29 protein-coding genes are annotated in these 26,643 nt (G+C 60.0%); 17 read left to right on the top strand and 12 right to left on the bottom strand.

The annotated features are described in order from the left end of the window. Window positions 1-73: 73 nt before the first annotated feature. On the bottom strand, window positions 74-1,243 hold the full coding sequence (locus FHT84_RS15005) for a serine hydrolase domain-containing protein (protein WP_113250655.1): 1,170 nt from the start codon (window positions 1,241-1,243) through the stop codon (window positions 74-76). 66 nt (window positions 1,244-1,309) lie between these two features. Between FHT84_RS15005 and FHT84_RS15000 the strand changes: the two genes are divergently transcribed. Continuing rightward, the gene (locus FHT84_RS15000) at window positions 1,310-1,966 is read left to right on the top strand and encodes a TetR/AcrR family transcriptional regulator (protein ID WP_181592411.1); all 657 of its coding nucleotides are present in this window, start codon (window positions 1,310-1,312) and stop codon (window positions 1,964-1,966) included. A gap of 67 nt (window positions 1,967-2,033) precedes the next feature. Here the strand turns inward: FHT84_RS15000 and FHT84_RS14995 are convergent, their stop codons facing one another. Further along, the gene (locus FHT84_RS14995; RefSeq protein ID WP_113250654.1) at window positions 2,034-3,221 is read right to left on the bottom strand and encodes a hypothetical protein; all 1,188 of its coding nucleotides are present in this window, start codon (window positions 3,219-3,221) and stop codon (window positions 2,034-2,036) included. 231 nt (window positions 3,222-3,452) lie between these two features. Here FHT84_RS14995 and parC point away from each other — a divergent pair, with 231 nt between their 5' ends. Next, entirely contained in the window at window positions 3,453-5,711 is a 2,259-nt protein-coding gene (gene parC / locus FHT84_RS14990) for a DNA topoisomerase IV subunit A (protein WP_113250653.1), read from the top strand. Between the two features lie 103 nt (window positions 5,712-5,814). Here parC and FHT84_RS14985 read toward each other — a convergent pair whose 3' ends face one another. The 6 genes from FHT84_RS14985 to hemB all read right to left on the bottom strand — a co-directional run bounded on the left by FHT84_RS14985 (window position 5,815) and on the right by hemB (window position 9,886). Then, window positions 5,815-6,207: a type II toxin-antitoxin system death-on-curing family toxin gene (locus FHT84_RS14985; RefSeq protein ID WP_113250652.1), complete on the bottom strand. Its 393-nt coding sequence runs from the start codon at window positions 6,205-6,207 to the stop codon at window positions 5,815-5,817. Continuing rightward, window positions 6,204-6,425 (bottom strand): AbrB/MazE/SpoVT family DNA-binding domain-containing protein, encoded by a 222-nt coding sequence (locus FHT84_RS14980; protein WP_112344138.1) that lies wholly within the window; start codon window positions 6,423-6,425, stop codon window positions 6,204-6,206. Before FHT84_RS14980 ends, FHT84_RS14985 begins: the two co-directional genes overlap by 4 nt. Window positions 6,426-6,476: 51 nt before the next feature. Continuing rightward, window positions 6,477-7,373 (bottom strand): DMT family transporter, encoded by an 897-nt coding sequence (locus tag FHT84_RS14975; RefSeq protein WP_113250651.1) that lies wholly within the window; start codon window positions 7,371-7,373, stop codon window positions 6,477-6,479. Further along, the gene (locus FHT84_RS14970) at window positions 7,374-8,153 is read right to left on the bottom strand and encodes an arginyltransferase (RefSeq protein WP_112344140.1); all 780 of its coding nucleotides are present in this window, start codon (window positions 8,151-8,153) and stop codon (window positions 7,374-7,376) included. A 183-nt stretch (window positions 8,154-8,336) separates the two neighbouring features. After that, window positions 8,337-8,795, bottom strand: a complete 459-nt coding sequence (locus tag FHT84_RS14965; RefSeq protein WP_112344141.1) for an RDD family protein — start codon at window positions 8,793-8,795, stop codon at window positions 8,337-8,339. A 77-nt stretch (window positions 8,796-8,872) separates the two neighbouring features. Next, window positions 8,873-9,886, bottom strand: a complete 1,014-nt coding sequence (gene hemB / locus FHT84_RS14960) for a porphobilinogen synthase (protein ID WP_112344142.1) — start codon at window positions 9,884-9,886, stop codon at window positions 8,873-8,875. A gap of 143 nt (window positions 9,887-10,029) precedes the next feature. Between hemB and FHT84_RS14955 the strand changes: the two genes are divergently transcribed. The 7 genes from FHT84_RS14955 (at window position 10,030) to FHT84_RS14925 (ending at window position 16,670) form a co-directional block, all read left to right on the top strand. Then, a complete protein-coding gene (locus FHT84_RS14955; RefSeq protein WP_113250650.1) occupies window positions 10,030-10,470 on the top strand; it encodes a DUF6163 family protein in 441 nt (146 codons plus the stop codon). A gap of 133 nt (window positions 10,471-10,603) precedes the next feature. Then, complete coding sequence (locus FHT84_RS14950) at window positions 10,604-11,119, top strand: MarR family winged helix-turn-helix transcriptional regulator (RefSeq protein WP_112344267.1); 516 nt, start codon at window positions 10,604-10,606, stop codon at window positions 11,117-11,119. Between the two features lie 543 nt (window positions 11,120-11,662). Next, entirely contained in the window at window positions 11,663-12,976 is a 1,314-nt protein-coding gene (locus FHT84_RS14945; RefSeq protein ID WP_183763166.1) for a L,D-transpeptidase family protein, read from the top strand. 177 nt (window positions 12,977-13,153) lie between these two features. Further along, window positions 13,154-14,452 carry a serine hydroxymethyltransferase gene (gene glyA / locus FHT84_RS14940; RefSeq protein WP_069616242.1) on the top strand — a complete coding sequence of 433 codons (1,299 nt, stop codon included), beginning with the start codon at window positions 13,154-13,156 and terminating at the stop codon, window positions 14,450-14,452. A 9-nt stretch (window positions 14,453-14,461) separates the two neighbouring features. Then, the gene (gene nrdR, locus FHT84_RS14935; protein ID WP_112344147.1) at window positions 14,462-14,938 is read left to right on the top strand and encodes a transcriptional regulator NrdR; all 477 of its coding nucleotides are present in this window, start codon (window positions 14,462-14,464) and stop codon (window positions 14,936-14,938) included. A 2-nt stretch (window positions 14,939-14,940) separates the two neighbouring features. After that, the gene (ribD, locus tag FHT84_RS14930) at window positions 14,941-16,050 is read left to right on the top strand and encodes a bifunctional diaminohydroxyphosphoribosylaminopyrimidine deaminase/5-amino-6-(5-phosphoribosylamino)uracil reductase RibD (protein WP_113250649.1); all 1,110 of its coding nucleotides are present in this window, start codon (window positions 14,941-14,943) and stop codon (window positions 16,048-16,050) included. Continuing rightward, entirely contained in the window at window positions 16,050-16,670 is a 621-nt protein-coding gene (locus FHT84_RS14925; protein ID WP_113250648.1) for a riboflavin synthase, read from the top strand. The genes ribD and FHT84_RS14925 overlap by 1 nt, the downstream gene beginning before the upstream one ends. A gap of 47 nt (window positions 16,671-16,717) precedes the next feature. Here the strand turns inward: FHT84_RS14925 and FHT84_RS14920 are convergent, their stop codons facing one another. From FHT84_RS14920 to FHT84_RS14910, 3 genes are read right to left on the bottom strand one after another with little or no spacing between them, the layout of a single operon-like run. Beyond that, entirely contained in the window at window positions 16,718-17,200 is a 483-nt protein-coding gene (locus tag FHT84_RS14920; RefSeq protein WP_113250647.1) for a GNAT family N-acetyltransferase, read from the bottom strand. Window positions 17,201-17,221: 21 nt separating this feature from the next. Further along, window positions 17,222-17,740, bottom strand: coding sequence for a GNAT family N-acetyltransferase (locus FHT84_RS14915; RefSeq protein WP_112344150.1), 519 nt, complete (start codon window positions 17,738-17,740; stop codon window positions 17,222-17,224). 41 nt (window positions 17,741-17,781) lie between these two features. After that, the gene (locus tag FHT84_RS14910; RefSeq protein WP_183763169.1) at window positions 17,782-18,291 is read right to left on the bottom strand and encodes a cupin domain-containing protein; all 510 of its coding nucleotides are present in this window, start codon (window positions 18,289-18,291) and stop codon (window positions 17,782-17,784) included. Window positions 18,292-18,487: 196 nt separating this feature from the next. On the opposite strand from FHT84_RS14910, the gene ribH reads away from it, so the two are divergent. From ribH to FHT84_RS14895, 3 genes are all read left to right on the top strand, one after another. Beyond that, window positions 18,488-18,943: a 6,7-dimethyl-8-ribityllumazine synthase gene (gene ribH / locus FHT84_RS14905; protein WP_112344152.1), complete on the top strand. Its 456-nt coding sequence runs from the start codon at window positions 18,488-18,490 to the stop codon at window positions 18,941-18,943. 3 nt (window positions 18,944-18,946) lie between these two features. After that, on the top strand, window positions 18,947-19,429 hold the full coding sequence (gene nusB, locus FHT84_RS14900; RefSeq protein WP_112344153.1) for a transcription antitermination factor NusB: 483 nt from the start codon (window positions 18,947-18,949) through the stop codon (window positions 19,427-19,429). A 247-nt stretch (window positions 19,430-19,676) separates the two neighbouring features. Continuing rightward, entirely contained in the window at window positions 19,677-21,815 is a 2,139-nt protein-coding gene (locus FHT84_RS14895; RefSeq protein ID WP_112344154.1) for a sodium-translocating pyrophosphatase, read from the top strand. A 93-nt stretch (window positions 21,816-21,908) separates the two neighbouring features. Here the strand turns inward: FHT84_RS14895 and FHT84_RS14890 are convergent, their stop codons facing one another. Then, on the bottom strand, window positions 21,909-22,418 hold the full coding sequence (locus FHT84_RS14890; RefSeq protein ID WP_112344155.1) for an outer membrane protein assembly factor BamE: 510 nt from the start codon (window positions 22,416-22,418) through the stop codon (window positions 21,909-21,911). Between the two features lie 222 nt (window positions 22,419-22,640). Between FHT84_RS14890 and FHT84_RS14885 the strand changes: the two genes are divergently transcribed. From FHT84_RS14885 to FHT84_RS14865, 5 genes are all read left to right on the top strand, one after another. Then, window positions 22,641-23,255 (top strand): ubiquinol-cytochrome C chaperone family protein, encoded by a 615-nt coding sequence (locus FHT84_RS14885; protein ID WP_181592412.1) that lies wholly within the window; start codon window positions 22,641-22,643, stop codon window positions 23,253-23,255. 10 nt (window positions 23,256-23,265) lie between these two features. Next, entirely contained in the window at window positions 23,266-23,823 is a 558-nt protein-coding gene (locus FHT84_RS14880) for a DUF177 domain-containing protein (protein WP_112344157.1), read from the top strand. Window positions 23,824-23,924: 101 nt separating this feature from the next. Then, on the top strand, window positions 23,925-24,971 hold the full coding sequence (gene plsX / locus FHT84_RS14875) for a phosphate acyltransferase PlsX (RefSeq protein ID WP_112344158.1): 1,047 nt from the start codon (window positions 23,925-23,927) through the stop codon (window positions 24,969-24,971). Between the two features lie 19 nt (window positions 24,972-24,990). Beyond that, a complete protein-coding gene (locus tag FHT84_RS14870; RefSeq protein ID WP_113250645.1) occupies window positions 24,991-25,962 on the top strand; it encodes a beta-ketoacyl-ACP synthase III in 972 nt (323 codons plus the stop codon). Between the two features lie 107 nt (window positions 25,963-26,069). Continuing rightward, the gene (locus tag FHT84_RS14865) at window positions 26,070-26,408 is read left to right on the top strand and encodes an integration host factor subunit alpha (RefSeq protein WP_112344160.1); all 339 of its coding nucleotides are present in this window, start codon (window positions 26,070-26,072) and stop codon (window positions 26,406-26,408) included. Window positions 26,409-26,643 lie beyond the last annotated feature (235 nt).

Raw genomic sequence — 26,643 nt, 5'->3', positions numbered from 1 at the left:
TCCTCCAAGGTTTGACAAAATGCAAAACCCGGCGACCGAAATCGCCGGGTTTTTGTTTGCCTGCTGGCATCAGCTAGATCGCGGCATAGACCGCTTTCGCCAGATCCATGGTGAACTGACCCCACATGCCTTCGAGCGTCGTGTTGGTGAGCGCCACGACAGTCAACCTTTCCTTGGGGTCGACGAACCAGCTGTGCCCATAGACGCCACCCCATTTGATCGTGCCAGCCGAGAAGGGGACTTGAGCGACCACGGGATCGAGGACGACGGACCAGCCGTAGCCGAAACCGAAGCCGGCCTGCTGCGCCTGCATATGCCCGCCCGCCTGATCGGTCATCATGGTCTTCACCGTATCGGCCGACAACAGCGGAGCTCCGCCCTTTCTGATCGTTTCCAGAATTGCAAGGATGTCGCTTGCCGTTCCGGCCATACCGGCGCCGCCGGAGTGGTAGGAAGTGGGATCGAATATCCTATCGGGTGCAAAGCGGATCGTGCCGTCGAAGATCGGAACGAGCGCCTCGTCTCCCATGCGTTGCGGTTCGGGGTTGCCATCCACATAGGCGGCAGCCAGTCGGTTGCGGTCGCGGACGGAAAAGGCCGTGTCGGAGAGACCGAGCGGCTTCATGACTAGCTCCGTAGCCGCATCGCCGAGAGAAACGCCGGTTTCCTTCTCGATGACGCCGCCAAGGACATCCATCGCCAGCGAATAATGCCAGCCATCGCCGGGAGCGAAGGCAAGGGGGGCGCCGGCGATACGCTTGAGATTGTCGTCCAGCGATCGTCCCGGTATGTCTAGGCCGTCGGATACACCGGCACGATGATACGGGCCGTCCTGTTGCTCCGCAAATGTGTAGATCAGCCCGGAGGTGTGCGTAAGAAGATGCTGGATACGGATCACGGCTTCACCGCCATCCGGCAGCCTTGGCCGGAAATCCGGCAGCCATTTGGTGATCGGATCGTCGAGCCCGATGCGGCCCTGTTCGACAAGCCGCATGGCCGTGATGGCGACGATCGGCTTGGTGACGGAGGCGAGGCGGAAGATGGCATCTTCCCGCATGGCCACCTTGTTTTCCCGATCCGCCAGACCGGCCGCGCGGGCGTAGACCAGTTCTCCATCGCGGGCGATGAGGACCACCACTCCGACCAGCCTCTTGTCCGACAAGGCGGAATCAACTGCGATGTCGACGCCTTCTGTAAGGCTGCCGCCGCTCGCAAGCGCGGAATTTTCCAGGGGAAGACTCATGGAGCAAAACCTTCTATAATCACAATGACCATTCCTGAATAAACCAGATCGGGAAATAATTCTAGAGTGACCATTGTGAAAAATAAGGAAGAGATGGAAAATTCTTCACCACGCAAGCGTGGGCGTCCGCCCGCTTTCGATCGGGAAACGGTTCTCGCCGCCGCGCGGGATACTTTCTGGAAGCATGGCTATGACGGTTCCTCCATTGCCGATCTGACGGCGGCCATGGGCATCACGCCGCAAAGCCTCTACGCGGCCTTCGGTTCGAAGGCCGAGCTCTATCGCGAGACGCTCGATCAATACCGGCGCATGCCCCGGCCGGAGCCCGGCAACCCCTTTCAGGACAAACTGGATACGGTGACCGCCTTCGAGCGCTTTCTGACGAATTCCGCCAAGATCTTCACTGCGCCGGAACATCCGAAAGGCTGCATGATATCGACGGCGGTCCTGAACTGCGCCGAGGAGAACGAGCCGATCGCCCATCATGTCGCATCGATGCGCCTGCAGACGCTGGATATCTTCGCCGCACGGATCGAGCGTGGTATTGCGGAAGGTGATATGCGGCCGGATGTCGATGCTCGCTCGCTCGCTCGCTTTCTCGGCGCGATCGTGCAGGGCATGTCCGTCCAGGCGCGCGACGGTGCGACGACGGAGGAACTGCTTGCCTTGTCGTCCCATGCGCTCAGCGAACTGAAGACGTATCAGCCGAGGCAGGAAACTTAACTCGCAAAGAAAAACCCGGCGACCGAAATCGCCGGGTTTCTGAATAGCATCGCAAGCGAACGGCTGCTCAGTCGTTCGAGGAAACCTTGAGACCGATCACCTGCGGGATCGTCGTCGGTGCGCCCATGGCGGCGCCGATGATCATCGGCACCGGCACCGGCTTGCCGGGGGCGGCGGTGACGGTCAGGCTTTTCGGATTGTCGAGATAGGCGTTGACGGCGGACGAAACAGCGTTCTGCAGTTCCGGAATGTTGAGCTGCGCCATCATGATCGGCGTCATCGCCTTCAGCGTATCGGCGAGCTGCTTGCCGGTGACGCCCTGCTGCTTGCCGGCGAAATCGAGCGCGCGCGCGGTGATCGAAGCATCGTCGAAACGGATCTGGGCGCTGTTGAAGGTCAGCTGCTGGAGGAGGCCCAGCATGGCAAGGCCGGCCGACTGTTGCGCTTCCTGCTGGTTCGGATTGGAGCGAACCGTTTTGAGCGCTTCCTGCAGCGACTTGGCAAAAGCAGGCGTATAGCCGGAAATGCTGAAGGCGAGGTTCAGCTTGCCGATATCCTTGAAGTCGAAGGAATATTCGCTGATGTCGATCGTGCCGGGACCGATCTCCCAGCTGCCCTTCATCGCGATCGTCCCATCGATCTGCTGCAGCTTGAGCGCTTCGATCGCTTCCTTGGACTTCTGGTCATCGACCTTGCTGAGATCGGCTTTGATGCCATTGATCTTTGCGTCGAAGTCGAGGCCCGACTTGTCGTCTCGCTTGTTCATCGTTGCGTCGGCGTCCTCGATCGAGAACACTTCTGCGCCGTCTTTGCTGACGGAGATTTCACCGGCATGGGCGCTCTTGTAATAGAGCAGCGAGCCGAGATCGCCCTTGGTGGCATCAGCCGGGATTTCGACGCCGCTCAGCTTGAGATCGCTGGCGGAAACGGCTGTGCCATCCTTTTTGAAATCGACATCCGCGAAGTCGATTTCGTCGATCGTGTAGCCACCATTGCTTTCTTCGACGCCATCCAGGGTGATGTCGCCAAGCGGGATGGCCTCGCCCATGTCGGCCGTCTTGAAGCTTGCCCCCTTCAGCGTCACGGTGCTGCCGTCGATATCGATACCCCCAGCTGCAATCGAAGCGCCCTGCTGGCCGTAGATGTCGTTGATCTTCTTCAGCAAGTCGTTGCCGTCGAGGGCAAAAGCCGAGCTTGCGAAAGACAGGATGGCAGCGCTGCAGAGCATCAGCCGCGTGGTCCGATAGAAAGTCATTATGGCGTTTCCTCGTTGAGCCGGTGGTATCGGCGGGGGTGTACAGATTGCGCGTGTACTGCGCCGACTTATATTGATCTTTCTTTGAAAATCCAATGACAATGAATGTAGCGTCCCAGTGCAGCAAAAATGCATCGGTGGCCATCTCGCAGAATGGCCGAAATGCCTTCATCCACAGGTGCTTTCCGCTGATTTCTTGCCGGGAATCGCCATCTCCGATAGTCAAGGACCATGGGAAAAAATCTGACACCGCCGCCCGGTGACGGCGACGACAACATCGTTCCGGTCGACCTGAAGGCCGCGCTCGAAGAGCGCTATCTGGCCTATGCTCTGTCGACCATTACGCAACGCGCGCTTCCCGACGTCCGCGACGGGCTGAAGCCGGTGCATCGCCGCATCGTCTATGCGATGAGCGAGATGGGGCTCCGCCCGAACTCAGCCTTCCGCAAATGCGCGAAGATCGTCGGCGAGGTGATGGGTAACTATCACCCGCATGGCGACCAGTCGATCTATGACGCGCTGGCGCGTCTCGCTCAGGATTTCTCGCAGCGCTACACGCTGGTCAACGGCCAGGGCAATTTCGGCAATATCGACGGCGATAGCCCGGCCGCGATGCGTTATACCGAATCCAAGATGACGGCGGTTTCCGAACTGCTGCTCGAAGGGATCGATCAGGACGCGGTCGATTTCCGCGATACCTACGACGAGTCGAATTCCGAGCCGGTCGTCCTGCCGGGCGCGTTCCCCAATCTGCTCGCTAACGGTTCCTCGGGCATTGCCGTCGGCATGGCAACATCAATCCCGCCGCATAACGTCCACGAGATCTGCGACGCGGCGCTGCATCTGATCAAGGATCGCGATGCGACGGTCGAGAAGCTGGTGGAACTGTATATTCCAGGCCCGGATTTCCCGACCGGCGGCATCATCATCGATGATCGCCAGAGCATTATCGAAAGCTACAAGACCGGTCGCGGCGGCTTTCGTGTCCGCTCCAAATGGGAGATCGAGGATCTCGGTCGCGGCGGCTACCAGATCGTTATCACGGAGATTCCGTTCCAGGTGCAGAAGTCACGGCTGATCGAAAAGATCGCCGAACTGCTACTGGCGCGCAAGCTGCCGCTGCTCGAGGATGTCCGCGACGAGTCCGCCGAGGATATCCGTGTCGTTCTCGTGCCGAAGAGCCGTACGGTCGACGCGACCATCCTAATGGAATCGATGTTCAAGCTGACTGAGCTGGAAAGTCGTTTCCCTCTCAACATGAACGTCCTGTCCATGGGACGTATCCCCAGGGTCATGGCCCTGAACGAGGTGCTGAGGGAATGGCTGGATCATCGCCGCGAAGTCCTGCTGCGCCGTTCGCGCTTCCGTCTGGCGGCAATTGAAAAGCGCCTCGAAATCCTCGGCGGCTTGCTCGTCGCCTATCTCAACATCGATGAGGTCATCGCCATCATCCGTGAGGAGGATGAGCCGAAGCCCGTGATGATGGAGCGCTTCGGCCTCACGGATAATCAGGTCGAGGCGATCCTCAATATGCGGCTGCGCTCCTTGCGCAAGCTGGAAGAGTTCGAGATTCGCAAGGAATTCGACGGCCTGACCAAGGAGAAGGCCGACATCGAGGCATTGCTGGATTCGGAAGAAAAGCAGTGGCAGACGGTTTCCTGGGAAATCGGCGAGGTGAAGAAGAAATTCGCCAAGGCGACCGATATTGGCCGCCGCCGTACCCAGTTTGCCGAGGCGCCGGAGGCCGACGATGCCGCCATTCAGCAGGCGATGATCGAGAAGGAGCCGATCACCGTCGTTGTCTCGGAAAAAGGCTGGATCCGTGCCCTCAAGGGTCATATTTCCGATACCTCGTCGCTGACTTTCAAGGAGGGCGACGGACTGAAGGTTGCCTTCCCGGCGCAGACGACGGACAAGATTCTGATCGTTACGACCGGCGGCAAGGCCTATACGCTCGGTGGCGACAAGCTGCCCGGCGGCCGTGGCCACGGCGAGCCGCTGCGCATCATGATCGACATGGAAAACGATCAGGACGTGCTGACCGCCTTCGTCCACGATCCCCAGCGCAAACAGATGATCTCATCGACTGCGGGCAACGGCTTCATCGTTGCCGAGGCGGAACTGGTCGCCAATACCCGCAAGGGCAAGCAGATCATGAATGTCTCCTATCCCGACGAGACCAAGCTTCTCGTCCCGATATCCGGCGATCACGTTGCCGTGGTTGGCGAGAACCGCAAGATGCTTATCTTCCCGCTTTCGCAGGTGCCGGAAATGTCACGCGGCAAGGGCGTGCGCCTTCAGAAATACAAGGATGGCGGCGTCGCCGATATCAGGTGCTTCGCGATTGCCGATGGCCTGACCTGGGAAGACAGTGCCGGCCGCACCTTCACCAAAAACAAGGACGAATTGGTGGAATGGTTGGGCGACCGCGCCGGCGCCGGCCGTGCCGTCCCAAAGGGCTTCCCCAGAAGTGGCCGGTTTTCTGGGTGAGAATCGATGGACCTAGGTCCGAGCAATCGGCCCGTTGGGTCGATTGCAGCGACGAACGCCCTGAGCCCTAGCGAAGGGCCGGGGTGACTGATACGGCAGCCCGTCACCCGGCGAGCGGAATACAGAAGTCTTTGAAGAAGTGCGTGGCGCCGATTTCATCGATTTCTCCGGCTGCGACACCTAGTACGAATGCAACGATCATCCCATCGTCTGCCTCGATCAAATAGCCATTGATGTAGAGAAATGTGAACGCCGCCAGGTAACCAGTTCTTTTGTTCCCGTCGGAAAAAGGATGGTTCCGCACCAGGCCATAAAGATAGGCGGCGGCCAGAGCGAATACGTCATTTTCGCCATATGCAGCCTTGTGGAGCGGACGGGCCAACGCCGCTTCCAAAGCATTTTCATCCTTCAAACTGGGCAAGCCACCATGCTCGGCGAGTTGTTCCTCGTGCATGATCTCGATGGCTTCGCGGGAGAGCCATTTGTATTCGGTCATTTTGCAAGTTCACGCAGAGCGGCACGATATTTCTGCATGCCAAGCCGCGCAGCCCGCAGTTGTTCGGCGAGATCGGCGCGCTCCGGAACCAACTCGATGTTGCCGTTTATTTCGCGTATTTCCAATGCATCGCCATTCTTCAAGCCGAGTCTGTGAAGGATTTCCTTCGGAATAATCACACCTTCGGAATTGCCGATCTTGCGGATGGTAACGTTCATGGGTTCAGCTCCAATGTAATAACCTGGTTATAACATCGGGCGGCTGTTGTTTCAATGCGCAAGACCCTGTGCCGCTAACGCCGCTCTCGCCTTGACCCGCGCCTGCCAGAGCGAATGAGCAGCAAGCGCCAGGATCAGGATGGCGCCGCCGGCGAGTGTCATGTTCGTCGGCGCCTCAAGGAAGATCAGCCAGACCCAGATCGGCGCGAGGATCGTTTCCAGCAGATAGAACATGGCTACTTCCGGCGCGGAGAGAAAACGCGTGCCTGTCGCAAGGCACCAGAAGGAAAGCGGCATCAGCACGGCACCGTCGAAGAGGATCCAGCCGGGATGTTCGACGGAAAAACCGGAGGGCGCAATGTGATAGAGCCCGACGGCAGCCGGGATGACGGCGGCCAGCAAGGAAGCGAAGCCCATATCCCGGCCGGAGGCACGGCTGATAGTGATGGCGCAGGCGATGGAAAACGATGCGAGCACCGAAAGTGCATCGCCAAGCATATGCCCACCCTCCATGCCGTCACCAACGATGAGCCCGACCCCGAGGATCATGACCGCCATGGTCATGAAGGTGGAAAGGGCGGGGCGCTCTTTGAGGAAGATCCAGGAGAGAAGCGCGGTGAACATCGGGTTCAGCGCGATGATGAACACCACATTCGCCGCCGTCGTGTAATAGACGGCAAGGAGAAAAGCGATGGTCGTCAGCCCGTAGAAGAAGCCGACGGGAAGTCCGAGCCAGCCTGGCAGCACGCCCCGCAGCGACCCCTTAACACGGCGGATAACGAAAAGTGCGGCAAGCGCCACGACGATGGTCGCAAGGCTGCGCGCTGACAGCACCGACCAGACCTCACCGCTGGAAAGCCGAATCAGCGGTATATCCATCGATAACACGAGCCCGCCAAGCGTCGCCAGCAGCAGGCCCTTTTGATGATCCGAAAGACGGGGAAACATTCAGCGCAGGTTATCTTTATCGCCGTCGGCTGCGGGATCGAAACGCTCCCAGCCGCGCGGGGTCAGATGCTCCTGGGGCTGAAAGCGCGTCTTATAGTCCATCTTGCGCGAGCCTTTGACCCAATAGCCGAGGTAAATATGCGGCAAGCCGAGCGCCTTCGTCCGCTTGATATGATCGAGGATCATGAAGGTGCCGAGCGATCGTGCGTCGAGGTCGGGATTGAAGTAGGAATAGACCATCGACAGCCCGTCGCTCATGACGTCGGTGAGAGCCGCCGCCAGCAATTCGCCTTTCGGGCGCTGTTCCAGCCCCGAGCCTTCCTCGCGGCGGCGATATTCGATGATGCGCGTATTCACGTGCGTATCCTCGACCATGATCGCATAGTCGAGCACCGTCATGTCGGACATGCCGCCGTGCTGGTGCCGATAGTCGAGATAGCGGCGGAAGAGCGAATATTGCTCGCTCGAAGGCTGCGCGGGAAATTCGGTGGCGATGACGTCGCTATTGGCGGCCAGAATGCGCCGCATCGAGCGGGTGGGCTCGAATTCCTGGGCAAGGATGCGGACCGACACGCAGGCGCGGCAGGCCTCGCAGGCAGGCCGATAGGCGATGTTCTGCGAGCGCCGGAAGCCGCCCTGGGTGAGGATATCGTTCATCTCGGCCGCGCGCGGGCCGACGAGATGCGTGAAGACCTTGCGCTCCATCTCGTTCGGCAGGTACGGGCAGGAGGCCGGTGCCGTCAGATAAAACTGCGGAGAAGGCGTCGACTGCGTGTTCATCTGCCGTTGATTGCCCTTTCGTTCGGCACCTGTTTTTTACAAGCATGGCTCAAGTTTAGAAAACGTCAACTACGTCCTTCGCTAAAGATCGAAGTTTCCTAATTCATGATGCACTCGGATCCCACCTCGCGGGTGGTTTTACCCCGCGAGGGATCGTCTATTTGACATCGCGACGTGCGTGTTTCAGGCCGTGCGGGCGATGACCGTGCCGAGCAGCAGGTCGTGCACCAGCCGACTGCGATCGGTAAACAGGCCTACCAGCAGGATCAGCGGCGTCAAGACGGAGTTCAGGATCCAGAACAGTGCCAGATGGACGATCGCCGTCAGGAAATCCATTCGGCGTCCGTCGACGCGGACCATGGTAAGGCCCATGGCGCGCATGCCGAGCGAAGCCTGGTAGGGGCCGCCGAGCGTCCAGCCGAAATACAAACCGGCTACGATGACGAAGAGGGCGGGGTAGAGGATGAAGCCAAGCCCCAGCGTCAGGATCGAAACGAAAAACAGCACGACGGCAGCCGGAATGCAGAGCAGCGCGACGATGATGTAATCGACGATGAATGCAAAGATGCGCCGGCTCAGCACGCCACTATAGGCGCGCCAGTCATCCGGTGCTGCATAGAGCGGGCTGGGGTTCAGGCTCATTGCTTTCCTCCTTGGGGAAACATTTGCCGAACATATGGTATCAGGTCCGGCAAATACAATAAGCGAATGGTACGGCGCTATTTTCGCGCGAGATGCTTGGCGACATCCACGGCGAAATAGGTGAGGATACCGTCGCAGCCGGCGCGCTTGAAGGCGAGCAGGGTTTCGAGCATCACTCTCTCGCCGTCGATCCAGCCGTTGGCGGCGGCTGCCTTGATCATCGCGTATTCGCCGGAGACCTGATAGGCGAAGGTCGGAAGACCGAACGCCTCCTTCAGCCGCCAGCAGATATCGAGATAGGGCAGGCCGGGCTTGACCATCAGCATGTCGGCGCCTTCCTCGACATCGAGCGCGGCATCGCGCACCGCCTCGGTGCCGTTGGCCGGATCGATGTAATAGGTCTTTTTATCGCCCTTCAGCAGGCCGCCGGTCGAAATCGCCTCGCGGTAAGGGCCATAGAAGGCAGAGCTGAATTTCGTCGCATAGCTCATGATGCCGACGCTCTGGTGGCCTGCGGCATCGAGCGCCTGGCGGATCGCGCCGATGCGGCCGTCCATCATTTCCGAAGGCGCGATGATGTCTGCTCCGGCATCCGCTTGGTAGACCGCGGCACGCGCCACCTGTTCGACCGTCTCGTCATTGACGATCTCGTTGCCGCGCAGGATGCCGTCATGCCCGTGGCTGGTGAAGGGGTCGAGCGCTACGTCGGTTATGACGCCGATGCCAGGCACGGCCTTTTTGATGGCGGCAGTGGCAAGATTGATAAGATTGTTCTTCTCGAGGCTGTTGGAGCCGGTCTCGTCGCGCAGCTCCATTTCGATGTTCGGGAATGTGGCGAGCGCGGGAATGCCGAGATCGGCCGCTTCCTTGGCCGCTTCCACGGCCTTGTCCACCGTCATGCGGTTGACGCCGGGCATGGCCGGGATCGGCTCGGCGATGCCGGTGCCCGGGATCACGAAGATCGGCCAGATCAGATCGTCGACCGTCAGCCGGTTCTCCTGCACCAGGCGGCGCGTCCAGTCGGCCTTGCGGTTGCGTCGCATGCGGCGATGCCCGGTGATCTCGTCAACGAGATGCGTCTTGTTCTCCATGATGCCGCCATCCTTCTTCGTCTATTTATGGCACTCTGTATAGGCCGCGTACCTATCACGCTGTCCCCAGGATTCAAAACCAGGCGAAAGGCCGCAGCCATTATATTCTGGCGAGGCCGATGCCTCCTACGTATTGTTCGCGCATGGAACCTGATTCTTCGACCGTACCCAAGAATACGCTGACGGGCATCCTGTTCGTGCTGTTCCTGCGGCTGATCGCGATCGCCTGTTTCTGGCTCGGCCTGCAATACTGGGCGATGCTGGTCGGCTATTCGCTGGACGGTCATGCCCGCTTCGATCTGCTGGCCCTGCCGTGGAAGGTCGCAGGTGCCGGTCTTGCCGTCGTCTTTCCCGTTGCCGCGCTCGGATTGTGGCTCACCGTCTCCTGGGGGCCGGTCATGTGGGTGCTGGCCGCAGGCGGGCAGGGGCTGATGTACGGCGTCTGGCCGGAGATATTCGGATCCAATCCGCTGATCATGATCTTGCATGCCTGTGTCGCGGTGATTTATTGCGCTTTCCGCGTCCTGTTGTGGCAGGAGAAACGCCGGCGTCGTCGCCAGCAGGTAATGGTTGATTTACCCTGAGACAGCAACACTTCCTGGTAAGATGCTGTTAAGCCTGCAGTTTAAGTAGAATTTTATGTGTATTCGATAGGGTCTCACTCAAGGCGGGAAGAAAACGACACCGCCAAACAAAACAGAGTGAGGCCAAGTCATGATGAACACGAAAATCAAGCCGCAGGCAGTTGCAAACGCTCGGGATCAGCAGGTTGACGACATCCGGGCTCTTTACATGGAATCCCTTCACCTAGTCGAGCGTCTGCACCGCCGCCTGCTTGATGTTATCAAGGACGAGTTCGACCGTCAGGGTCGCGACGACGTCAACGCCGTCCAGGCGCTGCTCCTTTTCAATATCGGCAATTCCGAGCTGACGGCCGGTGAACTGCGCTCGCGCGGTTTCTACCTCGGCTCCAACGTCTCCTACAACGTCAAGAAGCTGGTCGACCTCGGCTTCATCAACCATCAGCGCTCGCGCATCGACCGTCGCTCGGTCCGCATCAGCCTGACGGAAACCGGCCAGGAGATCGCCGAAACCGTTGCCAAGCTCTATGAGCGCCACATCGGCTCTATCGACAAGGTCGGCGGCATCGGCACCGACGAATTCACCCAGATGAACAAGCTCCTGCAGCGCCTCGACCGCTTCTGGAACGATAGCATCGCTTACCGCATGTAAGTAGCGGTACCGATCGATCATAAGACCTTCCAGTAAATACAAGCTGGACACGTTCCCTGCGTGTCCGGCTTGCCCTGCGTGTCCGGCTGCCCGTGTCCGGCTTGAATGCGTTGTGGCGCTATAATTGTGCGGTTTTTGCCACGTCCGCTCCTTGCCTTGTGTCATATCCAATCCGCAGGACGCATGCGCCATTGACGCCGGTTCAAGACACGCTATGAACCACGCGCAGCTGTGGTATTTTAGCAATTGCAACATGGCTTTTATTTCCGCGTCGCGCGGCAAGGCAAGTTCCATGCCGAACGACACGAATTGGCCATATTGCTATGACAGCGGAAACGGACGGCAAGCAGCGCTTTCGAAATCGATCTTATGGCCCAAAGGTCTTCGCTTCGCAATATTGTGATAGTTCGTGGCGAAGTTTTTGGTGGTGCTTTAAGGGCGCTGATTGATACTGAGCGGCGTTACTTGGCGCGAGCTTGCGCTATTTACTGCTTCCTCTCTTGGCTGCGCATGATTTGGATCGCAGCGTTGAACGGTTAGGACATGTCGAAGAAAAACGGAATGGAACCCTTTTCGCGCCGCTCTTTCCTGCGGTCGGCTGCAACTCTTGGCGCTGCCGCATTGGCCGCTCCGGCCCTTGCACAAAACGCAACTCCGCTTGAGGCGTTGATCAACGACCGCTCGCGTGGCAATTGGGACGACCAATTCGACGCGAAGGCTGCGGCGCGCACCGCCGCCGCCGTCCAGTCGAATGCGCCAATCCTTGGGCCAGATTCCGTATCGAATATTCAGCAGGCGATCGCGCAATATCAGAGCATTGCCGCCAACGGCGGATGGCCGCAGATCAATCCGACAAGCCAGCAGCCGCTGCAGCTCGGTGTGACCGATCCGGCCGTACAGTCGCTGCGCCAGCATTTGATGATCACAGGCGACCTGCCGCGTGAGGCTGGTATGTCCTCTGCCTTCGACTCCTATGTCGACGGCGCGGTCAAGCGTTTCCAGGCCCGTCACGGCCTGCCGGCGGATGGCGTCCTGGGTGATTTCACGCTGAAGGCGATGAACATCCCCGCCAATGTCCGCCTGCAGCAGTTGAACACCAATCTTGTTCGTCTCCAGACGTTCCCGTCCGATCTCGGCCGTCGTCACGTCATGGTCAACATTCCGGCGACACGTGTCGAAGCCGTCGAGGATGGTCAGGTCGCGCTGCGCCACCAGGCGATCGTCGGTCGGGAATCGCGGCCGACGCATATCATCAATTCAAAGATCTACGAGGTCATCCTCAACCCGTACTGGACGGCGCCGCGTTCCATCGTCATCAAGGACATCGTGCCCTTGATGCGCAAGGACCCGACCTACCTGACGAAGAACAACATTCGCCTTATCGACGGCAAGGGCCAGGAAGTAGCACCCGAGACGATCGACTGGAATTCGGACAAGGCGCCGGACCTGATGTTCCGTCAGGATCCGGGCAAGACGAATGCCATGGCGTCCACGAAGATCAACTTCCATAATCCCAACAACGAATACATGCACGACACGCCTGAGCAGGGCCTGTTCAACAAGCTGATGCGTTTCGACAGCTCGGGCTGCGTGCGCGTTCAGAACGTGCGCGACCTCGCGACCTGGCTGCTCGCCGTAACCCCGGGCTGGCCGCGTCAGCACATCGAGCAGGTCATCTCCAGCCGCGTCAACACGCCGATCACCTTGGCGTCGGAAGTACCGGTCTATTTCGTCTACATCTCCGCCTGGAGCGCCCGCGACGGCATCGTCCAGTTCCGCGACGATATCTATAATCTCGACGGCAACTCCCAGTTGGCGCTCAATACGACTGAGGGCATGGAGCAGCCGGTTCAATAATCGGCGTTGTTCGAACCCCATCGACATGGAAGCCGCATCGCAGGGTGCGGCTTTTTCGTTCGCCGGCGTCGCTCATCGTAGTTTGCCCAGCAAATGTCGCTGATCGTATTGCTCTCCGGCGACCCTGACGCTAATACCGTCTGCATTGCCGTTCCGGCCCGTTCAGGAGCTTTCACGATGACCAATGCGTCCACCGAACCCTTCTTCAATCGCTCGCTTGCCGATACCGATCCGGAAATCTTTGGTGCGATCGGCAAGGAGCTTGGTCGTCAGCGTCACGAAATCGAACTGATCGCCTCGGAAAACATCGTCTCGCGCGCCGTTCTGGAAGCGCAGGGTTCGATCATGACCAACAAGTACGCCGAAGGTTATCCTGGCAAGCGCTATTATGGCGGCTGCCAGTTCGTCGATATCGCCGAAGAGCTTGCCATCGAGCGTGCCAAGAAGCTGTTCGGCGTCAACTTTGCCAACGTCCAGCCGAATTCCGGTTCGCAGATGAACCAGGCCGTCTTCCTTGCGCTCCTGCAGCCGGGCGACACCTTCATGGGCCTGGACCTCAATTCGGGCGGCCACCTGACGCATGGTTCGCCGGTCAACATGTCCGGCAAGTGGTTCAACGTCGTGTCCTACGGCGTTCGCGAAGGCGACAACCTGCTCGATATGGACGAAGTGCAGCGCAAGGCCGAAGAGCACAAGCCGAAGCTCATCATCGCCGGCGGCACCGCCTATTCCCGAATCTGGGACTGGAAGCGCTTCCGCGAGATCGCCGACAGCGTCGGTGCCTATCTGATGGTCGACATGGCCCACATCGCCGGTCTCGTTGCCGGCGGCCAGCATCCGTCGCCGTTCCCGCATTGCCATGTCGCCACCACGACCACGCATAAGTCGCTTCGCGGCCCGCGCGGCGGCATGATCCTTACCAACGACGAGGATCTGGCCAAGAAGTTCAACTCGGCCGTCTTCCCCGGCCTTCAAGGTGGTCCGCTGATGCACGTCATCGCCGCCAAGGCCGTTGCCCTCGGCGAAGCGCTGCAGCCTGATTTCAAGGACTATGCGGCTCAGATCGTCAAGAACGCCAAGGCGCTTGCCGAAACGCTGATCTCCGGCGGCGTCGACGTCGTCTCCGGCGGCACTGACAACCACCTGATGCTGGTCGACCTGCGCAAGAAGAATGCCACCGGCAAGCGTGCGGAAGCCGCACTTGGCCGCGCCTATGTCACCTGCAACAAGAACGGCATTCCGTTCGACCCCGAAAAGCCTTTTGTCACCTCCGGTGTGCGCCTCGGCACGCCGGCCGGTACGACGCGCGGCTTCAAGGAAGCCGAGTTCCGGGAAATCGGCAATCTGATCATCGAAGTGCTCGATGGCCTGAAGGTCGCCAATTCCGACGAAGGCAATGCCGCCGTCGAGGCTGCCGTGCGCGAGAAAGTGGTCAAGCTCACTGACCGCTTCCCGATGTACGGCTACATGGGCTAAGGAGAGCGCATGCGCTGCCCTTACTGCGGCTCAGAAGACACCCAGGTCAAGGACTCGCGCCCGGCGGAGGACAATACGTCCATCCGCCGTCGGCGCATTTGTCCGGATTGTGGCGGCCGCTTCACCACCTTCGAGCGCGTTCAGCTGCGCGAATTGATGGTCATCAAGAAGACGGGCCGCAAGGTGCCGTTCGATCGCGACAAGCTGGTGCGCTCCTTCGAGATCGCACTGCGCAAGCGTCCGGTCGATAGGGACAGGATCGAGCGCGCGGTGTCCGGCATCGTCCGTCGCCTTGAAAGCTCCGGCGAGACCGAAATCAGCTCCGAGCAGATCGGTTTGCAGGTGCTGGAGGCGCTGAAGAGCCTCGATGACGTCGCCTTCGTGCGCTATGCCTCCGTCTATCGCGATTTTTCGCATGCGGAAGATTTCGAGCACGTGATCGAAGAGATCAACGCGAAGATCGCCCGCGATCCGCTGGATCCCTGACCATGGCGCCGCGGCCCGAGGACGAGCGTTTCATGGCCGCGGCCATCCGCCTGTCGCGCAGGCATCTTGGGCTGACCTCGACCAATCCGTCCGTCGGCTGCGTCATCGTCAAGGATGGCGTCGTTTTGGGCAGCGCCGTAACAGCGCTGGGCGGTCGCCCGCATGCCGAGCCTCAGGCCCTGGCCGAGGCGGGCGAGGCGGCGCGAGGCGCCACCGCCTATGTGTCGCTCGAGCCCTGTTCCCACTATGGCAAGACGCCGCCCTGCGCCGAGGCGCTGATTGCCTATGGGGTGGCGCGTGTCGTCATCAGCGTCACCGATCCCGATCAGCGCGTTTCCGGGCGCGGCATCAACATGCTGCGCGAAGCCGGCATCGAAGTCGATGCCGGCATTCTGGAAACGGAGGGCAGGCGGTCTCTTGCCGGCTATCTCATGCGCCAGACGAGAAACCGCCCCTATGTGACTCTCAAGCTTGCCATTTCCGCCGATGGCATGATTGGCAAGACGGGCAAAGGGCAGGTGCGCATCACCGGCGACATTTCGCGGGCGCAGGTGCAGATGCTGCGGGCCGAAAGCGACGCCATTCTCGTCGGTATCGGCACCGCGATCTCAGACGATCCGGAATTGACCTGCCGGCTTCCCGGCCTGGAATACCGTTCACCTTTGCGCATCGTCATCGACGATGATCTTCAGCTGCCGCTTGGCAGCAAGCTGGTAAGGACGGCACGGCAATATCCGGTTATCGCCGTTGCCGCCAATCCGCCGTCCTTCGACGACAATACCGACAGTGCCTTTTTGGCTCGCCGCGCAGCCCTCGATGCCGCCGGCGTCGAAGTGTTGCAGTCAAATTTGAGCGAACCGGGAGAGTTGCTGGAAGCCTTGGGCACGCGTGGCATCTCTTCCTTGCTGGTGGAAGGCGGCGCCAAGACGGCGCGGCGTTTCCTCGCCGCTGACCTGGTCGACCGCATCCTACTCTTCCAGGGGCCTTCCGATATCGGCGAGGGTGGTATTGAATCGCCCGTCGTCAAATCCAATATCCCGGCAAGTTTCATGCATATCGGCGAAAGCCGCTTCGGCGATGACCGCTGCGACGAATTTGAAAGAGGTTTTTGATGTTTACCGGAATTGTCACCGATGTCGGCACGGTCGAATCCATTTCTCCCTTGAAGGAGGGCATCAAGCTGCGCGTTGCCACCAATTACGATCCGGCGACGATCGATATGGGCGCGTCTATCTCGCATGCCGGCGTCTGCCTGACGGTCACCGGCCTGCCGGAAGAGGGCAGCAACGGACGCTGGTTCGAGGTCGAGGCATGGGAAGAAGCCCTGCGCCTGACGACGATCGGCACGTGGGAGACCGGTTCCAGGGTCAACCTCGAACGCTCCCTCAAGATCGGAGATGAACTCGGCGGCCACATCGTATCAGGCCATATCGACGGCAAGGCGGAAATCCTCTCGGTCACGGCCGAAGGTGATGCGACCCGCTTCCGCCTGCGCGCGCCGGAACATCTCGCAAGATTCGTGGCGCCCAAAGGTTCGGTCGCGCTCGATGGCACCTCGCTGACCGTCAATGCCGTCGATGGGACTGATTTCGATGTGCTCCTGATCCGCCATTCGCTTGAGGTCACGACCTGGGGCGAGCGCAAGGCCGGTGACTTCGTCAATTTCGAAGTCGACACCATGGCCCGCTACGCCGCCCGGCTGGCGGAATTCCCGGTCGTCAGCGAAGCTTAGATTTCATAGGCTTGCTGTGGGGAAGCGTCGATCGGCGCCTCGCCAGCTTATGCGAGCGCTTTTTCCATCAGGAAGTTCGACAATGTCTGGCCGCGCTTTTCGACCCGCTGCGCGGCCACGACGCCGAAACCCTTGCGTTCGAAGAAGGGGCGGGCGGTCAAGCTCGCTTCGGTGAAAATCTGTTGAAGGCCCTGTTTGCGCGCAGCTCTTTCGACCGCTGCAAGCAGTAGGCTGGCCACGCCCTTTCCCTGATAATCGGGCGAAACGAACATCATGTCGAGGCAACCATCCGATTTCAGATCGGTAAAGCCGATGGGCGTGGAGCCATCCAACGCAAGCCAGGTCGGCCGGCTGGCGCGATATTGCGCCCAGATCTCGGCATCGTCGACCTTCGCCCAGGCGGCGATCTCAGCCGGGCTGTAGTCCTTCGACGCGACCTTGCGAATGGCCCTCAGGAAAATGTCGATCGTGGCTTGGGCATCACCCGGTCCGTAAGGTCTGACCGAAAACCTATCCCCCGAAACCGGCATGACACTCACCCGCAACGCCGCCTAGCGCTCGAATATGGCATTGCATCTGTCCTTGAACGTTACTTCGCCGATGCGCCGGAAACCGATCTTTTCGGCAACCCGCAGCGACGGTACGTTCTCCAGGTCCACGATGCAGGTCATGCGCCGGTCTGCGAACTGGCTGTCCGCCCAGGCTATCGCTGCGTTCATGGCTTCTGTCGCATAGCCCTTGCCCTGCATTGGCGGCGTAATGCCCCAGCCGGCCTCCAGCGTGCCTTCCGTCATCGGCGTCATGTCACGGTGCAGATCGAGAAAACCGACTTCGCCTATCAGCTTGCCGCTTTGGCGTTCTTCGACGGCAAAGAAGCCGAAGCCGAGATGATGCCATAGGCCGGCATAGCGCAGGAGGCGGGCCCAGACCTGTTCACGTGTCGGCATTTCGCCGCCGATAAAGCGAACGATCTCCTCGTGTTTCCAGAGGTCGAGGAATTCTTCGAAATCATCGACTCTGTGTCCGCGTAGCAGCAGGCGATCGGTCGTCAGTGTCGGAATATGGGTCATGGAGATATGGAGCTTTGCTGAACTCTGTCCCTTGGTGATGCTTAGTCGTTCGAGGCGCCGGGCTCGCCGTCCCAGTAGTCGAGGTTGCCGGCGGCGGCGCGGCCGATCGTACGGAACGTCGCCTTGCCGTCATTATTGGTCTTCGCCAGGAACTTGCCGGAATCGGGATATTCGACGATTTCGGTTCGTGCCTTGGTGGAAATGGCGAGATAGATGAGCACGCCGGGGCCGGTATTGATCAGCTGATGCGCCGTTTCCGAGCCGCCGGCGGGGGCGCCCAATACGTCGCCCTTGCTGATTGCGATACGCTGCTCGCCGAAGCGATATTCGCCTTCGCCGTCGAGGATGACGAAGAGTTCCTCCTCGACATGATGGTTGTGAAACGGACAGCCGGATTTGCCGGGCGGGACTTCGCTATAGCTGATCCCGAGATTCTTCAGGCCGAGCAACGCTCCGAAGGAGATATCGCTGCCGGCAAAGAAGCTGCCCTGTTGCCAACGCTCCAGCTCGAGCGCGCCGACATTGACGGCGGGTGCGGATTTCTTTGTCATGAACCTCCCCTTTGCAGGCTTTGAATTATTATCGAAGCGGTTGCGTTGGCGAAAGCCACAATTTTCGCGTTGCGCCGGTGATTTCCAAATAGGGCCGGAATTGGCGCCAGCCATTAAAAACACTTGCCAAGCGAGGCCCGCCGTGGTTTGACCCGGCCTGACAAGGTGCCGCGCCCTCTCAATCCGCAGGTGATGTATGACCAGCTCTTCCAATGCCCATATCCTTATCGTCGAAGCCCGCTTCTATGACGATATGGCCGATGCACTGCTCGACGGTGCCAAGGCTGCTCTCGACGAGGCTGGCGCGACCTATGATATCGTCACCGTTCCCGGTGCGCTGGAGATCCCGGCTGCGATCGCCATGGCGCTCGACGGCGGCGACAATGGCGGCGTCGTCTATGACGGCTATGTCGCCCTGGGCATGGTCATCCGCGGCGAAACCTATCATTTCGATATCGTCGCCAATGAATCCTCGCGAGCGCTGATGGATCTGGCCGTCAGCGAATCCCTCGCGATCGGCAATGGTATCCTCACCGTCGAGAACGATGAGCAGGCATGGGCGCGTGCGCGCCGTTCGGACAAGGACAAGGGCGGTTTCGCTGCCCGTGCGGCGCTGACCATGATCGCGCTGAAAGAGAAGTTGGGTGCATAATTCATGAGCAATCAGGATAACGAGCGACCGGCAAAGCCCGCCAACCAGCGAGGCGCTGCGCGCCTTGCGGCGGTGCAGGCGCTCTATCAGATGGATATCGGCGGAACCGGCGTTCTGGAGGTGGTGGCTGAATACGAGGCCCATCGTCTCGGGCAGGAACTGGACGGAGAGACCTATCTGAAGGCTGATGCCTCCTGGTTCCGTTCCATCGTGTCGGGTGTCGTGCGCGATCAAACCAAGCTCGATCCCCTGATCGGGTCGGCCCTTCAGGACGACTGGGCGTTGTCACGTCTCGACAGCACCGTACGCGCCATCCTGCGCGCCGGCACATTCGAGCTCCTCGACCGTAAGGACGTGCCTGTTCCGGTCATCGTCACCGAATATGTCGAGATCGCTCACGCCTTTTTTGAAGAGGACGAGCCCAAGCTCGTCAATGCGGTGCTCGACCGAATCGCCAAGCAGGTTCGCGGCGAAGCCAAGAAATAAGGTTCGCCGAGCGCGCAAATCGTAACGCAGGCCACTTTCGTTTCCTTCGTTCGCGCCTGATTTCACCTTCGAATATTCTTTTGAACCTCCTGCGGGTATTTTACCCGCGGGCGGTCTTGACGCGACGTTATCCCGACAGCAATCTCGCAACTGCACATTGCTCTTCCCCTGGAGGAGGGGGCTGAGCGTTGTTGCAGGCGGCCGGGGGCGGAGTGAACCGCCGGCTTTTTTGGAGGGAAAAAGCGAAATGTCGATTCTTTTAGGAGTGATCGCATGCGGACTGCTCTCGGTGATCTACGCCGTATGGGCAACCCGATCGGTGCTGTCAGCCGATCAGGGCAACGCCCGCATGCAGGAGATTGCCGGGTATATTCGTGAAGGAGCGCAAGCCTATCTGGCGCGCCAATATAGAACCATCGCCATCGTCGGGATCATCGTTTTCATCGCGGCATGGCTCCTTTTGTCGTCCGAAGCCGCTTTCGGCTTCCTGATCGGCGCAATCCTCTCAGGCGCCGCAGGCTTCATCGGCATGCATGTCTCCGTACGCGCCAATGTCCGCACCGCGCAGGCCTCATCGCAGAGCCTGTCGGCTGGCCTTGATATTGCCTTTAAGTCGGGCGCCATTACCGGCATGCTGGTCGCGGGCCTCGCCTTGCTTGGCGTCTCCATCTACTTCTACGTCCTGACCGGCATTCTCGGCCATGAAGCCGGCTCGCGCGATGTCATCGACGCGCTGGTGGCGCTCGGCTTCGGCGCGTCGCTGATTTCGATTTTCGCCCGTCTCGGCGGCGGCATCTTCACCAAGGGCGCCGACGTCGGCGGCGACCTCGTCGGCAAGGTCGAAGCCGGTATTCCGGAGGATGATCCGCGCAACCCCGCCACCATTGCCGACAATGTCGGCGACAATGTCGGCGATTGCGCCGGCATGGCGGCCGACCTGTTCGAGACCTATGCAGTCTCGGTCGTCGCCACCATGGTTCTCGCTGCGATCTTCTTCGCCGGGTCGCCGCTCCTCGGTTCCGCGATGATATATCCGCTGGCGATCTGCGGCACCTGCATCATCACCTCGATCATCGGCACCTTCTTCGTGAAGCTCGGTGCCAATGGTTCCATCATGGGCGCCCTCTACAAGGGCCTCATCGCCACCGGCGTCCTGTCGATCATCGGCCTGGCGATCGCTACCTCGCTGACCGTCGGCTGGGGCTCGGTCGGCACAGTCGGTGGCTTCGAAGTCACCGGCGCGAAGCTCTTCACCTGCGGCATCGTCGGCCTGATCGTCACGGCGCTGATCGTCGTCATCACTGAATATTATACCGGCACGAACAAGCGGCCGGTCAATTCCATCGCCCAGGCTTCGGTCACCGGTCACGGCACCAACGTCATCCAGGGGCTTGCCGTCTCACTGGAATCGACGGCACTGCCGGCAATCGTCATCGTCGGCGGCATCATCGCCACTTATCAGCTTGGCGGCCTGTTCGGCACCGGGATCGCGGTAACCGCCATGCTCGGCCTCGCCGGCATGATCGTCGCACTCGATGCCTTCGGCCCCGTCACCGACAATGCCGGCGGCATTGCGGAAATGTCGCATCTTCCGCCGGAGGTGCGCAAATCCACCGATGCTCTGGATGCGGTCGGCAATACCACCAAGGCCGTCACCAAGGGCTATGCCATCGGTTCGGCCGGTCTCGGCGCCTTGGTGCTGTTCGCGGCCTACTCGAACGACCTGCAATATTTTGCGGCGCACGGCGACAAGTTCCCGTATTTCGCCAATGTGGGCACGATCTCGTTCGAGCTCTCGAACCCTTACGTCGTCGCCGGCCTGCTGTTCGGTGGCCTCATTCCCTATCTCTTCGGCGGCATCGCCATGACGGCCGTTGGCCGCGCCGCCGGCTCGATCGTGGAGGAGGTGCGCCGGCAGTTCCGCGAGAAGCCGGGCATCATGCAGGGCACGGAACGCCCGGATTACGGCCGCGCCGTCGATCTGCTGACCAAGGCCGCCATTCGGGAAATGATCATCCCGTCACTGCTGCCGGTGTTGGCGCCGGTCGTCGTCTATTTCGGCGTCCTGCTGCTCTCCGGCTCCAAAGCTTCGGCTTTCGCAGCCCTTGGCGCATCGTTGCTCGGCGTGATCATCAATGGCCTCTTCGTCGCCATTTCGATGACGTCTGGCGGCGGTGCATGGGACAACGCCAAGAAGAGCTTCGAGGACGGCTTCGTCGACAAGGACGGCACGCGCCATATGAAGGGCTCGGAAGCCCACAAGGCGTCGGTCACGGGCGACACCGTCGGCGATCCCTACAAGGACACGGCGGGCCCGGCCGTCAATCCGGCGATCAAGATCACCAATATCGTGGCTCTGCTTCTGCTCGCCATTCTTGCGGGTTAAGCCCGGAGAAGATCAAAGAAAGCAAACCGAACGTATAACGAAAACCCGCGAGACAGGCCTGTCTCGCGGGTTTTCTTTGGAACGCTTCCCGGCTTATTGGCCCGGGTTGAGGTTGTTGAGGAAGTTTCTCGCCCCGTTGACGCCGTTGCCGCTGCCTTGCAGGATCTGCTGCAGGAAGGTGATGTCGCGGCCGCCGGTCGGCGTCGTACGGCTGATCATGTCGAAGACCTTGCCGTCCTTCAGCGTATAGTTGGCTTCCTGCTTTACGACGCCGTCCTTGTCGAAATAGATCGCCAGAATATTCTGGTCGACCAGCTTCGGCTTCATGAAGGCAACGGCGCGGGTGCGCTTCTGCGAGATATAATAGAAGACCTCGCCGTCGAAGGTCGCGGTGGTCGACGGCGTGCCGAGCGAGAGCAGAACCTGCTCGCGGCTGGAGCCGACCGGCGCAAGCGCGAGCGACTGCGGATCGAAGATGTAACCGTTGTTCATGACCTCACTGGTCTTGCAACCTGAAAGTCCCAAGGTCGCAATCACCAGGGCGATGGCGGCACCGCTGCTGAAAGTAATGTCAGACTTGAAATACCGTCTGGTCAACGACATCTCATCTCCCCTAATGAATCAATCCGATGGCCGGACGGCCGGTATGACCTTGCTGTGCACATCATTGTGGCCTTTCCGCGATTGGAAAAGGCACAAAGACGTTGTTCGGCACTCTTCATCACCGATCATGCACAACGTGACGACGGTAAGGGCAGGAGCCTCGAAGCGGGCACAAACGGCATTGCAATTCGCGCCTGCTTCGGTAAACCAGCTTTTGCGTGGATGCAACACGGCCAAGCAAAAACGGCGCGCTCTGAAGGAGCCAATTCCGGGATTCTCATGATTTTTGGGCTCTTCCGCAAAAGAAATCACAATCAGATCATCGTCGTCAGGCAGTATGAGGTCCTGACAACCATGGCGCGGCAGCCGGTTTTCTATACCGACTATGACGTGCCGGATACGGTGATGGGGCGCTTCGAATTGCTGTCCGTGATGATGATCCTGTTTTTCCGCCGCACGCGGTCGTCGACAACCAGCGGCCAGGAACTCGCACAGGAAATTGTGGATGCGTTTTTCGAAGATATCGATTATTCGATCCGCGAACTTGGGATTGGCGACAACAGCGTGCCGAAACGCATGAAGAAGCTGGCCGGCATGTTCTATGGGCGGCTTGAAAGCTATGCGGCTGCCATGGATGGCAATGATCGCGCGGCGCTTGCCACGGCGCTACAGCGCAACATCTATCCCAAAGGGGAGCAGGCGGCGGCTTCCATGACCGCGTTGGCTGGCTGGATGCTGACGGCGGAAGCGCATCTGGCGGCGGTAACCGAAGATCAGATCGCCACGGGATCCGCGACGCTGCCGCAACCGCCCAAACTCGACCGACAGCCCGGTTAGGAGAAGAAAAATGAAAAGACATGATTCCGACGAAACGCCATTTTCCTATCCGGTGAAGGTCGGCCACATTTCCGCCAACCCGGTGGACGTGCATATCGAAGCGGATGATCGCGAACTGGCCGGGCTTGCCGCCCTTTGGGATGTGCTTTCGGTGGGCAAGCTCGACGCCGATCTCAAGATCTCGCGCTGGAAGCGCGATGGCGTTCGCATCAAGGGTAATGTCAGGGCGAAAATCGTTCAGGCCTGCGTGGTGACGCTGGAGCCGGTCGAATCCGAGATCGACGAGGATTTCGAGCATATTTTTGTGCCCGAGGACTCAAAGCTGGCACGTGCACCCTCCATGGATGCGGGCGAAATGGTGCTTGATCCCGACGGTCCGGACCTTCCGGAGACCTTTACGGGTGATACGATCGACGCCGGCGCGGTGGTTGCGGAATTCGCGGCTCTTGCCATCGATCCCTATCCACGCAAGCCTGGAGTCGAGTTCGATGCGCACATTGAAGACACGGACGAAGATGACAAGAAACCTTCGCCATTCGCCGTTCTGAAAGACTGGAAAAAGGAATAGACCTCCTTGGCAATTGAGCACAATTCAGTTGTAACCGGGGGAGAAAACGGTATTTTGACGCCAAATTCGCCAGGCTGGCGGAGAAAAAGGACTAGGGACGCGTGATCAGAATTTCTCTTGACCTAATGGGTGGCGACTTTGGCCCAGAGGTTGTTGTTCCCGGCGCGGCCAAGGCGCTGGATAGGCATCCCGATATCACTTTTATCATGTACGGACAGAAGGATCGCTGCGAAGCGGTCCTCGCCAAATATCCGAAGCTTCGGGAAAAATCCGTCCTTCACGAGTGCGATGTCGCCATCAGCATGGATGAGAAGCCGAGCCAGGCCTTGCGTCGAGGCCGTTACGTTTCCAGCATGTGGCGTTCGATCGAAGCCGTGAAGGTGGGCGAGGCCGATGTCGTCGTATCCGCCGGCAACACCGGTGCGCTGATGGCGATGGCAAAGTTCTGTTTGCGCACCATGGCCAATATCGAGCGTCCGGCGATCGCCGCGATCTGGCCGACGCTGCGCGGCGAAAGCATCGTGCTCGATGTGGGCGCCACCATTGGCGCCGATGCACAGCAGCTGCTTGATTTCGCCCTGATGGGTGGCGCCATGGCGCGCGCGCTCTTTGAGATCGAGCGCCCCACCGTCGGCCTGCTGAATGTCGGCGTCGAGGAAATCAAGGGCCAGGAAGACGTCAAGGATGCCGGCCGCCTGATCCGCGAAGCCAATCTCGAATCACTCGAATATTCGGGCTTCGTCGAGGGTGACGATATCGGCAAGGGCACCGTCGACGTCGTCGTCACGGAAGGTTTTTCCGGCAATATCGCGCTGAAGGCGGCGGAAGGCACGGCAAAGCAGATCGCCGCCTATTTGCGCGCGGCCATGTCGCGCACGCTGTTGGCGCGTATCGGCTATGTCTTTGCCAAGGGCGCTTTCGACCTGCTGAGGGAAAAGCTCGATCCGAGCAAGGTCAATGGCGGTGTGTTCCTGGGTCTCAACGGCATCGTCATCAAAAGCCACGGCGGCGCGAATGCCGAAGCCTTCGCGGCCGCCATCGATGTCGGCTACGACATGGCCAAGAACGGTCTCACGCAGAAAATCGAAAACGACTTGAAGAAATATCATGCCAAACGGCTGCCCCCGATCGGGCCGGAAGCGGCATGAGCGACGGGGTACACGCAGAATGATCCGTTCAATAGTCCGCGGTTTCGGGGCGGCGCTCCCCCAACGCGTCATGACCAATGCCGAGATGGAGCAGATCGTCGACACGAGCGACGACTGGATTGTCCAGCGCTCGGGCATCCGCCAGCGCCATGTTGCCGGTGAAGGCGAAACGACGGCATCCCTGGGCGAGCAGGCGGCTCGCGCCGCCCTCGCCAATGCCGGTTTGACGCCGGATGATCTCGATCTGATCATCGTCGCGACCTCGACGCCGGACAATACCTTTCCGGCAACGGCGGTGAATATCCAGAACCGGCTCGGCATGCATCATGGCTTCGCTTTCGACGTACAGGCCGTTTGCACCGGCTTCGTTTATGCGGTGACGACGGCTGACGCCTATATTCGTGGCGGCCTTGCCAAGCGCGTCCTCGTCATCGGGGCCGAGACCTTTTCCCGCATCCTCAACTGGACGGACCGCACGACCTGCGTTCTCTTCGGAGACGGCGCCGGCGCGCTGATCCTGGAAGCAGGCGAGGGAAGCGGCGCCACGACAGATCGCGGCGTGCTCACGGCAAGCCTGCGCTCCGATGGCGCGCACAAGGACAAGCTCTATGTCGATGGCGGTCCTTCCACGACAGGCACGGTCGGTGTACTGCACATGGCGGGCCGTGAAGTGTTCAAGCACGCCGTCGGCATGATCACCGATGTCATTCAGGCTGCCTTCGATGCGACGGGCACCACCCCTGATGATCTGGATTGGTTGGTGCCGCATCAGGCCAATCGCCGCATCATCGATGGCTCGGCCAAGAAGCTGGGAATTGCTCCCGAGAAAGTTGTGGTCACCGTCGATCTTCATGGCAATACGTCGGCGGCATCGATCCCTCTTGCGCTTGCCGTTGCGGCCGGTGACGGTCGAATCAAGAAAGGCGATCTGGTGATGCTGGAGGCCATGGGCGGCGGCTTCACCTGGGGAGCGGTGCTGCTGCGTTGGTAGCGCCGTATCTCTAAAAGCCGTTCCGAACAAGAGCTTGACCGTGCGGCACAAGGGCAATAGTCTCGCAAGGCTTGAAGAAGATTACGCATTGATATGGGCGGGGAGCTATGACGGGCAAGACAGTGACGCGCGCAGACTTGGCGGAGTCGGTATTCCGGAAAGTCGGTCTCTCCCGAACGGAGTCGGCTGAGCTCGTCGAGACTGTGATCGATGAAATTTGCAACGCCATCGTGCGTGGTGAAACCGTGAAACTCTCCTCGTTCGCGACGTTTCAGGTGCGCGACAAGAATGAGCGTATCGGACGCAATCCGAAGACCGGTGAGGAAGTGCCGATCTCGCCGCGGCGGGTCATGACCTTCAAGGCATCGAATGTCCTCAAGACGCGCATCCTGAAAGCGCATGCAAGCCGCAAGGCGAAGACCAAGCCGGCAAATCCTGCCTCCTGATCCGTCCCGGAGATTCCATATCGATATCGGCCGCATGCCTTGTTCTGCGGCCTTTTTGATGCGCTGTTGCCTGCCGTTCGGCGTTTGCCTGTGCAGCGGCTGAAGAGATGACTTGAATTTCCGCCGCCAAACCGTTGAAATATGGTGAGTCGCATCGCAGGAGGGTAGGGATCCCATACCTCCTCTTGCGTGATCCGGCCCGATGGCGCCGCTCGCGCCCTGTAGGAGTAAGATG

It is taken from the genome of Rhizobium sp. BK289 (genome assembly GCF_014193575.1).
Lineage (GTDB): Bacteria > Pseudomonadota > Alphaproteobacteria > Rhizobiales > Rhizobiaceae > Rhizobium > Rhizobium tropici_C.
This window is presented reverse-complemented; position numbering and strand designations above follow the sequence as displayed.

Excerpts from the sequence above, each read along its gene's own strand:
- FHT84_RS14975 (WP_113250651.1), bottom strand. The coding sequence starts at position 7,373 with ATGTTTCCCCGTCTTTCGGATCATCAAAAGGGCCTGCTGCTGGCGACG.
- FHT84_RS14895 (WP_112344154.1), top strand. The coding sequence starts at position 19,677 with ATGTCGATTCTTTTAGGAGTGATCGCATGCGGACTGCTCTCGGTGATC.
- ribH (WP_112344152.1), top strand. The coding sequence starts at position 18,488 with ATGACCAGCTCTTCCAATGCCCATATCCTTATCGTCGAAGCCCGCTTC.
- parC (WP_113250653.1), top strand. The coding sequence starts at position 3,453 with ATGGGAAAAAATCTGACACCGCCGCCCGGTGACGGCGACGACAACATC.
- FHT84_RS14965 (WP_112344141.1), bottom strand. The coding sequence starts at position 8,795 with ATGAGCCTGAACCCCAGCCCGCTCTATGCAGCACCGGATGACTGGCGC.
- FHT84_RS14870 (WP_113250645.1), top strand. The coding sequence starts at position 24,991 with ATGATCCGTTCAATAGTCCGCGGTTTCGGGGCGGCGCTCCCCCAACGC.
- FHT84_RS14925 (WP_113250648.1), top strand. The coding sequence starts at position 16,050 with ATGTTTACCGGAATTGTCACCGATGTCGGCACGGTCGAATCCATTTCT.
- glyA (WP_069616242.1), top strand. The coding sequence starts at position 13,154 with ATGACCAATGCGTCCACCGAACCCTTCTTCAATCGCTCGCTTGCCGAT.
- FHT84_RS14910 (WP_183763169.1), bottom strand. The coding sequence starts at position 18,291 with ATGACAAAGAAATCCGCACCCGCCGTCAATGTCGGCGCGCTCGAGCTG.
- nusB (WP_112344153.1), top strand. The coding sequence starts at position 18,947 with ATGAGCAATCAGGATAACGAGCGACCGGCAAAGCCCGCCAACCAGCGA.
- FHT84_RS14885 (WP_181592412.1), top strand. The coding sequence starts at position 22,641 with ATGCAACACGGCCAAGCAAAAACGGCGCGCTCTGAAGGAGCCAATTCC.
- FHT84_RS14955 (WP_113250650.1), top strand. The coding sequence starts at position 10,030 with ATGGAACCTGATTCTTCGACCGTACCCAAGAATACGCTGACGGGCATC.
- hemB (WP_112344142.1), bottom strand. The coding sequence starts at position 9,886 with ATGGAGAACAAGACGCATCTCGTTGACGAGATCACCGGGCATCGCCGC.
- FHT84_RS14945 (WP_183763166.1), top strand. The coding sequence starts at position 11,663 with ATGTCGAAGAAAAACGGAATGGAACCCTTTTCGCGCCGCTCTTTCCTG.
- FHT84_RS14915 (WP_112344150.1), bottom strand. The coding sequence starts at position 17,740 with ATGACCCATATTCCGACACTGACGACCGATCGCCTGCTGCTACGCGGA.
- FHT84_RS14980 (WP_112344138.1), bottom strand. The coding sequence starts at position 6,425 with ATGAACGTTACCATCCGCAAGATCGGCAATTCCGAAGGTGTGATTATT.
- FHT84_RS14920 (WP_113250647.1), bottom strand. The coding sequence starts at position 17,200 with ATGCCGGTTTCGGGGGATAGGTTTTCGGTCAGACCTTACGGACCGGGT.
- FHT84_RS14890 (WP_112344155.1), bottom strand. The coding sequence starts at position 22,418 with ATGTCGTTGACCAGACGGTATTTCAAGTCTGACATTACTTTCAGCAGC.
- FHT84_RS15005 (WP_113250655.1), bottom strand. The coding sequence starts at position 1,243 with ATGAGTCTTCCCCTGGAAAATTCCGCGCTTGCGAGCGGCGGCAGCCTT.
- FHT84_RS14950 (WP_112344267.1), top strand. The coding sequence starts at position 10,604 with ATGAACACGAAAATCAAGCCGCAGGCAGTTGCAAACGCTCGGGATCAG.
- FHT84_RS14865 (WP_112344160.1), top strand. The coding sequence starts at position 26,070 with ATGACGGGCAAGACAGTGACGCGCGCAGACTTGGCGGAGTCGGTATTC.
- ribD (WP_113250649.1), top strand. The coding sequence starts at position 14,941 with ATGGCGCCGCGGCCCGAGGACGAGCGTTTCATGGCCGCGGCCATCCGC.
- nrdR (WP_112344147.1), top strand. The coding sequence starts at position 14,462 with ATGCGCTGCCCTTACTGCGGCTCAGAAGACACCCAGGTCAAGGACTCG.
- FHT84_RS14970 (WP_112344140.1), bottom strand. The coding sequence starts at position 8,153 with ATGAACACGCAGTCGACGCCTTCTCCGCAGTTTTATCTGACGGCACCG.
- FHT84_RS14995 (WP_113250654.1), bottom strand. The coding sequence starts at position 3,221 with ATGACTTTCTATCGGACCACGCGGCTGATGCTCTGCAGCGCTGCCATC.
- FHT84_RS14985 (WP_113250652.1), bottom strand. The coding sequence starts at position 6,207 with ATGACCGAATACAAATGGCTCTCCCGCGAAGCCATCGAGATCATGCAC.
- FHT84_RS14880 (WP_112344157.1), top strand. The coding sequence starts at position 23,266 with ATGAAAAGACATGATTCCGACGAAACGCCATTTTCCTATCCGGTGAAG.